The sequence below is a fragment of the Hoeflea sp. IMCC20628 genome (assembly GCF_001011155.1).
Classification (GTDB): Bacteria; Pseudomonadota; Alphaproteobacteria; order Rhizobiales; family Rhizobiaceae; genus Hoeflea.
Genome location: NZ_CP011479.1, coordinates 3,198,209 through 3,212,631 on the forward strand (window position 1 = coordinate 3,198,209; position 14,423 = coordinate 3,212,631).

8 protein-coding genes and 1 tRNA gene are annotated in these 14,423 nt (G+C 56.4%); 7 read left to right on the forward strand and 2 right to left on the reverse strand.

Annotated features, from left to right (window positions below):
• The first annotated feature begins 191 nt into the window (after window positions 1-191).
• Complete coding sequence (locus IMCC20628_RS15155; RefSeq protein ID WP_047030921.1) at window positions 192-1,607, forward strand: MFS transporter; 1,416 nt, start codon at window positions 192-194, stop codon at window positions 1,605-1,607.
• Here the strand turns inward: IMCC20628_RS15155 and IMCC20628_RS15160 are convergent.
• Window positions 1,590-2,306: an RlmE family RNA methyltransferase gene (locus IMCC20628_RS15160; RefSeq protein WP_047030922.1), complete on the reverse strand. Its 717-nt coding sequence runs from the start codon at window positions 2,304-2,306 to the stop codon at window positions 1,590-1,592. The genes IMCC20628_RS15155 and IMCC20628_RS15160 overlap by 18 nt on opposite strands.
• Entirely contained in the window at window positions 2,303-3,868 is a 1,566-nt protein-coding gene (locus tag IMCC20628_RS15165; protein ID WP_047030923.1) for a Ppx/GppA phosphatase family protein, read from the reverse strand. Before IMCC20628_RS15165 ends, IMCC20628_RS15160 begins: the two co-directional genes overlap by 4 nt.
• A gap of 248 nt (window positions 3,869-4,116) precedes the next feature.
• Here IMCC20628_RS15165 and IMCC20628_RS15170 point away from each other — a divergent pair.
• From IMCC20628_RS15170 to IMCC20628_RS15195, 6 genes are all read left to right on the forward strand, one after another.
• Window positions 4,117-4,190 (forward strand) — tRNA-Gln (locus IMCC20628_RS15170).
• A 185-nt stretch (window positions 4,191-4,375) separates the two neighbouring features.
• Window positions 4,376-6,409 carry a site-specific integrase gene (locus IMCC20628_RS15175; RefSeq protein WP_156174528.1) on the forward strand — a complete coding sequence of 678 codons (2,034 nt, stop codon included), beginning with the start codon at window positions 4,376-4,378 and terminating at the stop codon, window positions 6,407-6,409.
• Between the two features lie 641 nt (window positions 6,410-7,050).
• Entirely contained in the window at window positions 7,051-9,096 is a 2,046-nt protein-coding gene (zorA, locus tag IMCC20628_RS15180) for an anti-phage ZorAB system protein ZorA (RefSeq protein ID WP_197078308.1), read from the forward strand.
• Between the two features lie 7 nt (window positions 9,097-9,103).
• Window positions 9,104-10,012 carry an OmpA family protein gene (locus IMCC20628_RS15185; protein WP_047030926.1) on the forward strand — a complete coding sequence of 303 codons (909 nt, stop codon included), beginning with the start codon at window positions 9,104-9,106 and terminating at the stop codon, window positions 10,010-10,012.
• Window positions 10,009-11,430, forward strand: a complete 1,422-nt coding sequence (locus tag IMCC20628_RS15190) for an EH signature domain-containing protein (protein ID WP_047030927.1) — start codon at window positions 10,009-10,011, stop codon at window positions 11,428-11,430. The genes IMCC20628_RS15185 and IMCC20628_RS15190 overlap by 4 nt, the downstream gene beginning before the upstream one ends.
• A gap of 8 nt (window positions 11,431-11,438) precedes the next feature.
• A complete protein-coding gene (locus tag IMCC20628_RS15195; RefSeq protein WP_082128153.1) occupies window positions 11,439-14,408 on the forward strand; it encodes a DEAD/DEAH box helicase in 2,970 nt (989 codons plus the stop codon).
• The last annotated feature ends 15 nt before the right edge of the window (window positions 14,409-14,423 follow it).

The following is a 14,423-nucleotide window of genomic DNA, read 5'->3' on the forward strand; positions in this document are numbered from 1 at the left end:
TGCACCCATTGTGGGCTGCGGGCAACACAATGCCCTGCCAATTCGTAGTCAACTCCCAATTGAGAACAGCAATTGTGATTGACTTTGCATCAACCAAGCCGTGACTATGAATTTCCCCAACCGCAGCCAAACCCTTGCCCGGCGGGACAAAAACGCCACAATATCTACACCCGCCGCAACGGATACCCATAGTGAACCGATCAATTCCGCTTGTCCTGGCGATCGCGCTATTCATGGAGCAGATGGACTCCACCGTCATCGCCACCGCGCTGCCGGCGATCGCCACCGATATCGGAACCAATCCGATTGCACTGAAACTGGCCCTGACCGCCTACCTGGTATCACTTGCCGTGTTCATTCCGATCTCCGGATGGATGGCCGACCGGTTCGGCGCGCGGCGAATTTTCGCAATTGCCATCGCCGTATTCATGGCTGGATCCATTGCCTGTGCGGCTTCAACGAGCCTGACGGAATTTGTCATCTCACGGTTCCTGCAGGGCATGGGCGGCGCGATGATGACCCCGGTCGGGCGGCTGGTGCTGGTGCGGTCGACCCAAAAATCGCAACTGGTCAACGCCATGGCATGGCTGACCATTCCTGCACTTGTCGGCCCTCTCGTTGGTCCACCGGTTGGCGGCTTTCTAACCACATTCCTGACCTGGCACTGGATCTTCCTGATCAACATACCGATCGGCATCGCCGGAATTGTGTTTGCGCTGACGGTGCTGCCAAAAGACACCAGACGCAGCTACGACAGGGTCGACTGGGTCGGCTTCCTGCTTTCGGGCGCCGCCGCCTCGGGCATCGTCTTTGGTCTTTCGGTGATCAGCCTTCCGGCCCTGCCCGCAGTGTGGGGCATCGCGGCAACGATCGGCGGCGTCGTGTGTTTCTTCGGTTATCTGGCGCATGCGCGCGCTCACCCCAAGCCGCTGCTTGATCCAAGGATGTTCCGCAACAGGACTTTCTCGCTGTCGCTGATGGGCGGCAATCTGTTTCGCATTGGAGCTGGCGCGGTGCCGTTTCTGCTGCCGCTGATGCTGCAACTGGGTTTTGGAATGACGCCGTTCAAGTCCGGCATGATCACGTGCGTCTCTGCTGCCGGGGCGATCATGATGAAGTTCATCATTCAACGTGTTTTAAGATATGGCGGCTTCCGTCATGTTCTTCTGCTTGCCGCGGCCGGAGCTTCCCTGTCGATCGCGGTCAACGGGCTTTTCACCCCGGCGACACCGGTAGCGCTGATCATGGGCGTGCTGTTTTTCGGCGGGCTGGTCCGTTCGATGTTCTTTACTTCGGCCAATGCGCTGATTTTTGCCGAAGTTACCCAGGATACGGCGGCCCAGGCGACCTCGATCGCCTCGGCCTTGCAACAGGTCTCGATCGCGATTGGCGTGGCGCTGGCCGGCGGCATTCTCGATATTGTCAGCACAGTCAATGGCGGCGAATTGACACTCAATGCGTTTCACATCGCATTCTTTGCCATTGCCGCAATCACCGCATTCGCCATCCTGCCGTTTCTGGCGCTGCCGCCCAATGCCGGTGAAGCGGTGTCCGGACATGGCCTGAAACGTGCCGGTGCGCGTGCGGCATCACCCGTCCGCCAGTGATTCTCCGATGTGGCGGCCCTTGAAGCCCTTGGCCAGCACAAACATTTCTACCGATTCCGCCCGCGACGACGGCGGCTTGATGTGCACCACCGACTTGAAATTCCGCTTGAGCAGGTTGAGCAGATCGGTTTCGGTGCCGCCCTGAAAGGTCTTGGCGAGAAAATGCCCGCCCGGGGTCAGCACCTCGATGGCGAAATGTGCTGCCACTTCGCACAGGTACATGGTCCTGAGGTGATCAGTACGTTGGTGCCCGGTGGTCGGCGCCGCCATATCGGACAACACGACGTCCGGGGACCCACCCAGCGCATCCTTGAGCGCCTGCGGTGCTGCTTCGTCGAGGAAATCCATCTGCAGGAACTTGACGCCCGCCAGGCCGTCCATCTCGAGAAAGTCGATGGCGACCACCTTCGGATCTTCATCGGTGGAATCGGTGACCTGGGCGGAAATCTGCGACCAGCCGCCGGGTGCTGCACCCAGATCGATGATCCGCTTGGCCTTGTCGAGAATGTTGTGCTTGGCGTCGATTTCCAGAAGCTTGTAGACCGCGCGCGAGCGATAGCCTTCCTGTCTGGCCTGCTGCACATAAGGGTCGTTGAGATGCCGCTCGACCCAGCGCCGCGACGACGCCTTGAGTTTGCTCTTGCGTTTTACCTTCTGTCCGAGCTTGCGCCCGGTGGGTCCTGATGGAGGACGGGTCATGGCTTTTCCCCCTGGTTCGAGCGCTGGTTACGATAACGGAAATTGCGGCCGCTGCGGCGCCAGGCACCGTCCGATGCCATCATTTCATTGAGCAGTCCTTCACGCAGTCCGCGGTCGGCGACGCGCATGCGCTGTGAAGGCCAGCGTTTGCGGATCGACTGCAGAATCGCGCAGCCGGCGAGAACCAGGTCCGCCCGGTCCGCACCGATGCAGGGATTGGCGGCGCGGGCGTCAAAATCCCACGACAACAGCCGGTCGAGCATGCGGTCGACATCATCATTGGAGAGCCATAACCCATCGACCTTGCGGCGATCATAACGCGGCAATTCCAGATGCAGACCAGCCAGTGTGGTCACGGTTCCAGACGTGCCGAGCAAATGAATCCGTCCGTCGGCAAGGCCTGAAAAAGCCGGCAGCGGCGGCGGGGTGAATTCGGCCAGCATCGCATCGACCTCCGCCACCATGGCCGCAAACACGTCCGGCGTCACCAGACAGCCGCCATGGCGCTCGGACAGGGTGACGACACCAACCGGCAGCGAGGTCCAGGCCTTGATGTGATCGGCCAGACGGTTCGAGCGATTTTCGGTCAGGTCGATCATGGCGATTTCGGAAGAGCCGCCGCCAATATCGAACAGCACCAGCCCGTCGGTGTCGCGCCCGACCAGCGAGGAGCAACCGGCCACCGCCAGGCGGGCCTCGGTTTCGCGGGTGACGACTTCAAGTTCAAGTCCGGTTTCGGCCTGAACCCGAGCCAGAAATTCAGCGCCGTTGCGGGCAGAACGGCAGGCTTCGGTGGCAATCAGGCGATGGCGTCGGACCGGGCGGTTTTTCAGCTTTCCGGCGCAGACCTTGAGCGCTTCGACGGCGCGGTCCATGGCGTCGTCAGACAATTTTCCGGTGGCGTCGAGACCCTCGCCCAGCCTGACGATACGCGAAAACGCATCCACGACACGAAATTGGCCGGGACGGGTCGGCTGAGCGATCAACAGTCTGCAGTTGTTCGTGCCCAGATCCAGTGCCGCATAGAGGTCATCCACTGGCCGCCGCACCGATGGCGCCACCATTCCGGCCGGGCCACCGGCGCCGTGGGCGCTTGGTGCATGGGTGTGGGCTGGACCGTTTAGGTGGGATTTCTGCTGGCCTTGACCCGGTGCCTTTTGTGGCGCCAGCGGCCGTCCCTGAATTTCACGTCCGGATTTGCGCCGGCGGCGACGGCCTTTTTTTTCGCCTGGCGCCGGCACGGGTGCAGCAGCATCTGCATTGGAAGCTGGCTGGCCGGTGTCGGGTGCGTTTTCACTTTTGTGCGCAGATTTGCGACGCCGCCGCCTGCGGCGTCCGGCCGGCTCGGCGCCGGCTTCCTTGTTGGCGGATACGCTGGCGGGAGCACGTTCCGATGGCGCGCCATCAGCAACGGAGCCCGAGGCCACGGTTGTCCCGCGTCCCTGTTCCACGCCATCCGTCGCTGCCTTGATGGCGCGCTCTGATGGCCTATCACCTGCCAGTGATACCCCCGCGTTTGGCGTTTCGCCGTCCCGAAGGTCTTTCACGGTCTGTCCTGTCATGCGCGGCGAGCAAATGGCCTCGAGTCGCGCTTCACGGTTTGCTGTTGGGACAAGATTAGCAAAGCAGCGAACCAAACGCAAAATTCTTTTTGAACCAGAGCTGGAAGCACGGCGACACCCTGATTTCGACTGGTTTGCGGACCGCGGCGAATTTTGCCTTAAAAATTGCGCAGACTGGGTTTGCATCCTCGAAGTTTATTGGCTATAAGCCGCCGCGTTGGCCCTAAAAGTTTCCGGTCCGCGCCCGTTGGGGAATAGGTTAACGGTAGACCCGCAGACTCTGACTCTGTTAGTCCTGGTTCGAATCCAGGTTCCCCAGCCAATCGACCTCTTCAAGCTCTGAACAAGATTGATTTTCCAGCGTTTTTTCGTTAGCTGGGGATAGATTTTGCCGTCTGGTGGACAGTACTGTCTTACACGGGTGTCCCCCACGCGTGTCTTACATTGGTGTTCAACGGACGGAAAAGTTGGAGAATCCGTCACCTCCAAACGGAGGTTGGCATGAGTGTGCAATATGTGTTTCGGCGCGGAGCGGTCTATTGGTGGAGGCGGCGATTGCCCGTTCAACTTCAGGCCGATTGCCGTACGAGGATTGAAGTCAGCCTGCGGACAACGTCGCTGAACATTGCCCGTTCGATCGCCGCCGAGGTCACGAGGGCCAGCGAGCATTTACTACACGGAATGAGCCAATGCATGATCTCTGCTGATGACGCCCGCCGCATCCTGACCAAAGTGGCCATCACCCATAGCGCCAAGCTTGACCGTGTCGCTGCGGCTGAACTGTCCTTCGGCGACAGTGCCAAGAGCGCGCGGACCGCGGACATCGCGACCGGCTGGGCATACCGCCTCTTCGCGGCTCAAGGTGTCGATGCAACTGTTGGGCAGATAGAGCAAAAGGAAATGTCGGCCGCAGGACTTGAAGCACAGACGATCACGCTGGTCGGCCAGACGATTGAGACCTTGCGGCAACAGGGGGCCATGCCGCCGAATCGCAAGCGGATTGCGGGACTGATGGCCGAGTTCAATATTCCCGAAACACGGGTGAACGTTCAGCAGGCCGAACAGCTCTACCTTCGTGGAATGGCTGCAGCACTTCTCGATGCCGATCGTCGCTGGACCGGCCTGCGTCATGACGACGACCTTCTTCTCCAGTCGGGCCTGCTGGAAGAAGCACGAAGGCCGATCGCTCCATCCGTTCCTTTTGATATACCCAACGGATCGGCCTCCCCTGCTCCTGCTCATGCCCCTGCCGAACCCATCAGCGTTCCAGTGTCCGCCACAGAAAGTCCGCAGACGCCTCCCCCACCCGTGATATCACCCGCTGCACCGGCCGCCGCCGAGGTGCCAATCAGCGACGACGCCGACGATCTCGACAGCCTCACTGACATCGAAGATGAAAGCTATCGCAGCCTGATCGATATCGTCACGGCGGCCGGCGAAGCAAAGGTTACTCTCAAGGAGTGGGACAGCAAGACACTCAAGCAACATGTCCAGCTCGCCAAGCTCTTCAAGCGCTTCCTCGGGCACGACAACCCGACCCGTGTCGGTCAACAACACCTCGCCCAGTTTCGCGATGTCCTGCTCAAATTCCCCAAGAATTACGGCAAATCGCCGCGGGACCATGTCATCTCCGTCAGCGACATTCTCGCCCGAACGGAGAAGCTTCCCAAAGCCGAGGTCGGCCTGACAAAGGCAACGATCAATCGCCACATGAACAACATGGCCAATATCGCAGGCATGTGCCAAGCCTATGGCTATTCGTGGGAGAGCTACGACGGCATCTCCAAGCTTCGTGCAAAGAAGAGTGGAGACTCGGAGAACGAACGTCCGTCCTTCACCACCGGCGATCTTGAGGCCCTGTTCAGTCTTCCGATCTGGACCGGTGCAGCCACCGGCACCCATGATGGCAGTGCGGCTAACGAGATTTTCCATGATGCACGCTACTGGGTGCCTCTCATCGGAGCATATCAGGGTGCAAGGCGGGAGAAAATTTGCGGGTTTCGGCTCGATGAGATCATCGACCTCGAAGGCATCTGGGGGTTCAAGTTTATCCCATCGGAGGGTCGCAGGTTTAAGTCCAAAGCGGCGAAACGACACATTCCCATTCACCCTGAACTCATCCGGCTTGGTTTCCTCGATTATGCTGACGCACTGCACAAGGCAGGCCATTTGCTGCTGTTTCCGGAACTCCGAGCGGTGGCGGAAGCGACGCCGATGGGGGATGTCTTCAACGACGATTGGCAGAAGATGAAAGATCTGGCGCTGCCGAAGGCGAAGGCAGAGGGGAAAGTTTTTCACTCGTTCCGCCACTGGTGCAACAACGAGATGAAGCAGGAGGGTGTCGGGTCGGAAATCCGCAAGGACATTCTCGGTCACGTCAACAAGGACGTGAACGAGGGCACCTATTCACAGGTTGCCCGACTGCGCCTGATGAAGAAGTCTCTCATGAAGCTTCCCAGGCCGAGTGCCGCAGTCGAACCGGCAAAAGTGCGACTGCTGCCACAGGTTCTTGCGCATACGCCACGGCAGACGCGGAAATAGGCCAGAGAGTAGGCGTCGCCTATGTACCGGGGAGTTTGGTCACCGACCATCTCGCTTCCGCGGAGCCAATCAAGTTCTCGGACGGCTGGCCCCATGATTTCTAGGGCTATCATCTCTAGTTCCCAAGCCGCAGGCAACATCCGCCAGTCGTCTCCATTGTATTCGAACCCTTGCGGAAATCGCGGCAGTGGCAGGTAGTTCAATCAGCTGACGACAAGAAGGCCGATACCGGCACTTCCACGTCGAGCTGGTGAACGCGCTTAGGTCTCATCTTTATGAATTCGGTCACATAGGCGCTATCCCTGGGCTTCCACAACCTGAAACCACAAATCACTGGACAATCGTAAAATTAGAAACAAGGATGAATACAACCTAACAATTGGAAGTATTGCGCCGAGCTCGGATGGCCGAAGAATTTCAAGCCAAGCGGTCAGTGTTTGTGGGGAGATAATTGTGACGAAAACCACCGTGATGGCCATGAGCCCTGCGGTGGTAAGCAAGCGGTGGGGGCCGGAATAACCGATATGAAAGTGCTGAGTTGGGTATTTGGGCACCCGTGGATTCGGGTGATTCTTTTCTGGACACTGTTTGCTCTGACTATGGTTGGGCTGGATTTAGTTTCGACGCGGTTGGACCTTGGGTTGATCTTCGAACGGTTTGGACTGGGTGGTGACCTGCTTGGCGGGCAATTCACTGACGATGCAGCAGCAAAAGAAGCGCTGAACCAACTCAGCCAGTTGGATTTCATTTTTTCGTTGGCTTATGCCATCGGTGCCGTCGCGTTGTCCTTCGCGATCTGTTTCCTGCTCCTGCATGTATTGCCAATATTTTTCGCGCTCCGACATCACCGGCGCAAGATCGACCAGCTTGCCGGGCTGGAAGCCTTCGCTGCCGAGTATGATCAATCCATCTATGAGAACTTCAAGCAGAGCCGTCTCATCGGCCACGCTTGGCGCGAGTTTGACGAGACCCTGGTCAAGCCGGTTGCCGGTGAACGCCCGGTTATCCGCAACACTGTCCGCCCACAGAGTTTTCTCAACACCGGCATGGCGCGGGAAAAGTTTATCGGCCTGAAAATGATTGCCGGAATTCCCGGATATTTCGTTGCGCTGGGGCTGCTGCTGACCTTCACCGGTATCGTGCTGGCCCTCTACAAAGCCGGGGAAGCATCAGCCGGGGAAGATGTCAAAGCGATGCAAGACGCCATGACGGAACTCCTGCAGATCGCCTCTTTCAAATTCGCTACATCGATCGCAGGCCTTGGCGCCTCCCTGGTTCTCTCCATCGTTTTCAAGACCTACATCATCTGCATTGAGGCCAGCTTCAGCAGCTTTTGTGAAGCTCTGGAGCTGAGGCTCAAATATGTTCCGCCGCAATCGCTCGCCATCGAGATGAACGAAGCCGCGAAGGAGCAGCGCGATCAACTCAAGGAAATCAACAGCGACAAGTTCTTTGCGCAGATGGGCGCCCAGCTCGAACCCCAGATACAGTCGGCGTTCACATCGGCTATGACACCGATCAACACCAGCATTTCAGCAGCGCTCGATCGCATATCCGAGACCAGCCAGACCGGCGTCACCGATATGCTCAGCCAATTCACCAACACGGTCCAGGGCAGCGCCGGAACCGAGTTGCGCGAACTCGCCGAAACGCTCAAAGCGATGCAGGTCACGCTTGCCGAGACGCAAAGCGGCGTCAAAGGCAGCGGCGAGGATTTTGCGCGCCGCATGAGCGAATCCGCGGAAAACCTGAACCGACTTGTGAGTGACGCTGCCCGCACGCTCGATACCGGCGCCAGTCAGAACCGGGACGACCTGGCCGAGATCATGTCCTCCATGAAAGCCACGTTCGAAAATGCAAATGCGCAGATCGAAACGCAGTTGGGCAATGCCGCCGGCGGAGCCTCAAGCCGCATGGAAGAGGCAATGGGGCGCGTGCTCGAAAAGCTCGAGGGTCAGGTCAACAACGTTTCGAGCAACCTCACTTCCTTTGATGAAGGCCTTCGGAAGGGTTTGGCTCAGACCCAGGAAGAAATCCAGAATGCGCAAAAGAGCGCTGCCGAGACAGTCGCGAGCATGGCGCAATCGAGCGCCGAAGCGATCCGTGATGGCCTTGCTGACGCCATCTCGACGATCCGTGTGGAAGTCGATCGCTTTGAAAGTGCGTTAAGTAATTCGGGTTCAGCGCTGACGGCACAGGCAAGCGCCATCGGCGACGCCACGTCACAAACCCGCCTCGTCTCTGACAGTTTCGCAAAAACCGCCAATGACGTACGTGTGGCCTCAGCGCCGCTTATCCAGTCAGGCGAAAAAATTGCCGCTGCAACGTCAAGTTTTGAACAGTCGTTGAGCGCCGCGGTGCAAGCATTGTCCGCGGGCCAGGATGCATCGGGCGAGCTCGCTACGTCGATTAAGCAGCAGGGCGAAAACCTGGTCGAAACCTGGCGCGAATACGAACAGCGGTTTGTCCGGATCGACGAGGCTTTGGCAAAGGCAGTCAACGATTTGGCTGGGGCTACCGAAAGACAGGGCGAGACGCTGGGCCGCTACACTTCGGATGTCGACAAGGGACTCGCTCAGGCGGTCACCCAGCTTTCATCGTCCTTGACCGATATCCAGGAATCCGTCGAGGAATTCGGGGAGTCTGTCACCGAATTGAAAGCTGCGCTCCGAACGTCAGGGCAATAGGTGATTCATGCTGGCGTTTGACGACGACACGAACCATAAAATCGAAGAAGAGGAAGAGAATTATTTTGTCTCGATGACCGACATGATGGTCGGCATCCTCTTCATTTTCATCATCATGCTAATGGTGTTCGCGCTGCAATTCCAGCAGCAGACTGATACATCCGAATCGCAGATCGAAGAGGTGTTGAAGCGAGTCGAGGAGGTTGCCAGTCAGCTGAAGGTCTTGCGCGATCAAATTGACAGCGAGCTCGCATCTCTCAATCAATCGCAAAAAGAACGCACGGCACTCCTCAATGACCTCAAGGACGAGTTGAAGGCAGTCGGCCTTGAAGTGCAGATTGATCCCGAGAACGGTGTATTGCGGCTGACGGACAACGCCATCCGATTTGACTCGGATAAATCCGGGTTGAATTCTGCTGCGTCAGAAAACGTCTCGAAACTGGCACAAGTTCTACTGCATGTCCTGCCAAAATATGTGCGCTCCTGCGATGACGCTGACTTGGTTGACTGCAATAGCGCTAACAAACCTAGCTCAACAATCGATACTGTTTTCATCGAAGGCCACACCGACAAGACCGGGGCAGACGAACGCAACTGGGTTCTTTCGACCGAGCGGGCCGTATCAACTTACCGTGCCATAACAACTCTTCAGCCCGGTCTCCGACATCTGAAAAATCGTGGAGAAAAGGAAATCCTCTCTGTATCTGGCTATTCATCGACCCGCCCAATTCCGGAATCCACTGATGGTATTGAAAGCGATGAAGCCCGTCGAAACCGGCTGGCAAGCAATCGCCGCATCGACATGCGCTTCGTCATGGAAGTCGACAATTCCGTGCGTTTGAACGAGGTCCTCGAATTGACGGGCGCTATGGAAAAACAGATCGAAATTCTTCGCCGCGAAGTGATTGCAAAATGACCGGCGCCCTAAGAGAGGCTTGCGAAGGGTGGAGTTCTAGCGTTGCCGGCACACGCAGCACAGTCGTGCTTCCTGCTGAGTCGTTTACCACCAAGGCGGCAGCCAGGATCGGCGCTGCTGAGATGAACATCATTGCTCGCACAGACACCAAATCCATGAATGAAATTTCGATGGACCTGCTCAAATTGCTACATTCCGGCGGGTCGCTTTCCTCCAAGCAGCTTCGAGATGCGATTTGGTGTCTGTGGGGAACGACACCTGCGCTGGCTGATTATCCGGAAGTCTTCAGCGGGATCATGAAGATGGTCGAAGCAAGCCCAAAACGGAAACCGTTTCGCAATCTCGCAACTGTCTACCTGGTTCAGTTCTCGCCGAAGCGGCAAAGTTTTATAGAGGCGAGCTCTGCCCTACAGCGCCTTGCAATTCAATGGGGAAAGCCTTGGGCCGATCATCAGCAATTACACAGTCTGTATGATTGTGTTGCAGGCCCGAGAATGATTGCCAAGTCTGCGTTGCAACAGAATCAATCTGCGACCCAGGCACTTCAGGCGATGGGGCTGGGAGCGCTTAATGCGCAATCAGGTTTCGCTGAGGCAATCACCCGTGAGTTGCTCGTCAATCTCGCCAACGGCGCAGAATCAGATCACGAAACGAGACTCGCCCGGGTTCAGGCCTATGCCATGGATTCGGTTGGTGTGCCGTTGTTCAACACCCTAGATCTGGAGCTGGCCGAAGCGTTGATGAAGCCGTTCGAGGCGAGAGCTCCGGAAAAGCGCATCAAGGACATCTTTCTGAATTTCATACTTTCGATTTTTGGGGACCCGCGAATTCATCCTGGGCGCTGGGAACGCTTCCCTCACATCAAGACGATGGTGATAGCGTGGTTGACCGAGCAATCACTCCGCCAGTTCCTGGATATTGTCAGCAGATCCATGAACAGCGAATCCGATGAAAGAATGTGGAAATACCGCCGGGCTTTCTGGGAAGCTGCTCATCAAAAGGGCCTCATCCGGGGGGCCTGGGTCGTGTTTGCCGAGGAAGGAGCGGCCTTAGCGCGGCGGTCTTTTGGTAAGAATGTCGCCTTTGCAAGGTTTAGCAGCCGAGGTGGAAAGCAGGTTCACAGGACGCACGCGGTCTTATTGTTGGAAGTTGGCAATGGGATAGTTGCGGACTGGAGTCATAGCGGCAAGGTGAATATCTGGAGCAATGCGCAAGACCGCAGCGCACCGCAAATGTACAACCATTCTTACAGCTCGGATGACGTTCAGATACGAAGCCGCGGCGGGGATATGGAAAACAACGAGTATCTGGTGAAGTCCCATGTCTCACCAAGCACTTATAGCTGGCAGCGCGCGGTTGCCCAACGGCTCTATCTATTGACGAAGACGAAGTTGCAGCAATCCGATTACCAGGCTTAAATGATACCATGAACTTCTTCTGTACCCCCTTACCAAGCGGTGCCCTGATCGAACTCGAACAGCGAGGCCTCCTGGGAAAGAAGTCTATTCCGTTCTCTCAATGGAAAGAGAAAGCTGGTCAGTTATCATCCAAGGTTCGTTTCATCGAGCATGCATTGGCCGATGGTCTGATCACTCAGGAAGGAAGCGGCATAAACGCTCCTTCCGAGTGGGTACTTTCTCTTCCTGCCTCCCAGATCGAGGCGCTAAACATTCCTCCGCTTGCCGGAATATCCGTCGGTGTGTCGATGCGCGGCCGAATCGACAGTGATGACAGTGTGCTGCAGTTGGTTTGGCAGGACCAAAACCTGCGCGTGATCTCGCCTGAGATCATGGGGCCATTCATCAAGGTTAGCGGCGAATGGTGTCGATTGTCACTCGCCTTGCACTCGATCAATGACGCAGCCAGAGCTTTCAACCAAAGCGCCGGCACCGACTTTGAATCCCGGTTGCCTCACTGGCAGGCCGTGCAGGACATCCTGCAAACGACGATAGGTCATGAAATTGCTGCTGATCGATTTGTTGGCACTCTAACAATTTATCAAGCGGGCGCATTTGCACTTGATGTTCGAGAGACATCAAATGGGCCAGACTTCGTTCCGATACTTATGGCCAGAGGCTTGCCGCCAGAGCTTGGTGAAATCGACGATACGGTCGATGCACCGGAGACTGACGGAAAAATTGCAGCTGAGTGGGCAGAAGATGACGAAAAGAAGAGCAACGAGGATGACGCGCTGCTCACGCCATTGCTTCAATCACGGTTCAGCGACGAAGTCTCAAACCGTCCGGGAAATGCCAAGCCGGCTTATGTCCTCGATCGAAATACCTACCTCTTGGTCGATCCGGCTCTTCGTACCGCGCTCGATGTTGTAAAGCGGATCCGGAGCTCGCCCGATACTGAGCGGAAGGCATTTCTCAGAAATCCGCGCTCACTCATCGCTGAAACCCTGGGAGAAGGCGGCGATGCGATCGTCAGCTCGTTGTTTGTCGAGACGCAGCAGTATTCGGATCGTATCGAGGGCCTTGGTCTCTGGGAGAAGCCAAAACTTCCATGGATCACGCGAAAATCCAGTCAGTGGCTTCCTGAAAAATTTACCGTCCAGGTCGGGGCCAAAAAGCTCGAAGCGACACCGGAAAAAATCGAGGAATTGTATGTTCTCTGTGAGAAAGCAGAGTTGGAACACGCCGATGATATCGCATTTGAACACGACCTTCTCCCAACCCCCGACGTGCGCAACATGTTGGATAGGTTGGAGGCGAGTGGCCCTCCGGTCAAACTTGACCAACCCTCAGATGAGCATTCCGAGCGCCCAGAGCGAGACCAAGACGTCCTTCAGATAAAGCAGAATCTGGAGGAAATTGACTACGCATCGAAGCTGGTCAAACGCGGAAATCTTGTGCCTTTCGGCTTTCCGAGCAACCACATCAAACACACAGTACCCAAAGAGCATCAGTTGCAGGGTTTTGATTGGTTGTGCAAATGCTGGAAGCAAGGTTGGCCTGGAGTCCTGCTCGCGGATGACATGGGTTTGGGTAAGACATTTCAGGCGCTTGCATTTCTCGCTTGGATCAAGGGCAACCAAATGGCCCGGAAGGGGCATTACCGGCCTTTGCAGGGCCCATTCCTAATTGTTGCGCCAACTGCTCTCTTAGACAATTGGAAGAAAGAGGCTGACATTCATCTCAAACCCAACACCTTGGGTTCACGTGTTGATGCCTTCGGCAATGATCTCAAATACATCAAGACGGCAAAACGAGCAGGCTGGACTGAAGAAGACGCTCTTGATGTCGAGCAGCTGCGGCATGCCGATTGGGTTCTCACCACGTATGAAACGCTGGCTCTCTATCATCGGAGTTTTGCCAGAGTTGCCTATTCGGTGGCTATTTTTGACGAGATGCAGAAGGTCAAATCCCCAGATTCAATTAACAGCCATGCTGCCAAAACGATGAACATCGATTTTGTTTTAGGAATGACGGGCACGCCGATTGAAAACCGCCTTGAGGATTTGTGGTGTTTGATGGACCGGATCGCGCCCGGTTACCTCGGAGATATGAAAACTTTCTCTAAGACCTACGGAGAGGAAGATCCGGCAGCGCTCACAGAACTCAAACATAAAATGGATCATCAACAAGGCGATGCCCCTGCGATTATGCTACGGCGAATGAAAGACGACGTAGCAAAGGATCTGCCACGAAAAGACATCCGCACCTATCAGATTGAGATGCCTACGGTTCAAGCTGCTGCATACGACGAAGCCGTTGCCGTGGCTAAAGCGGCCAAGGCTTCCCCCAAATCGATGTTAGAAACACTCCACTTACTTCGCGGTATATCGCTTCACCCGCTGCGATCATCAGATACAAATGCCTATGATCCGGAATGGCGCCAGAATTGGATAAATGGTTCGGCGCGTCTCCAAAAGACATTTGCAATATTGGAAGATATTCAAAGCCGCTCCGAAAAGGCGCTTGTCTTTTTGGAAGACCGGTCGATGCAGAAGGTATTTGCCTCGTCTGTTGCCGAACATTTCCGATTGCACGCCAAGCCGCCAATCATCAATGGCGAGATGTCAGGGCGCCAGCGGTTGCAGGCTGTCGATGATTTCCAAGGAAGGCCGACGGGATTTGACCTGCTCGTCCTATCACCAAAAGCGGCCGGCATCGGCCTCACCATTACCGCGGCTAACCATGTCGTGCATTTGAGTCGCTGGTGGAACCCGGCGGTAGAAGACCAATGCAATGACCGAGCTTTCCGGATTGGACAAACCAAAGACGTCACAATTCACCTGCCTATGGCAATTCACCCCACCTATGGTGAGGCGTCGTTCGACAACAAACTGCACGGATTGCTTGAACGAAAGCGGACGCTGTCCCGAGACATGCTGGCTCCACCAACATCGGAACGGGATATCGACAACCTGTTTGCCGGGGTTGTCACATAGGATTTTTCGATACTG

Bases quoted from the DNA above. Each gene is read 5' to 3' on its own strand.
- IMCC20628_RS15160 (WP_047030922.1), bottom strand. From the start codon at position 2,306: ATGACCCGTCCTCCATCAGGACCCACCGGGCGCAAGCTCGGACAGAAG.
- IMCC20628_RS15165 (WP_047030923.1), bottom strand. From the start codon at position 3,868: ATGACAGGACAGACCGTGAAAGACCTTCGGGACGGCGAAACGCCAAAC.
- IMCC20628_RS15185 (WP_047030926.1), top strand. From the start codon at position 9,104: ATGCTGGCGTTTGACGACGACACGAACCATAAAATCGAAGAAGAGGAA.
- IMCC20628_RS15195 (WP_082128153.1), top strand. From the start codon at position 11,439: ATGAACTTCTTCTGTACCCCCTTACCAAGCGGTGCCCTGATCGAACTC.
- IMCC20628_RS15190 (WP_047030927.1), top strand. From the start codon at position 10,009: ATGACCGGCGCCCTAAGAGAGGCTTGCGAAGGGTGGAGTTCTAGCGTT.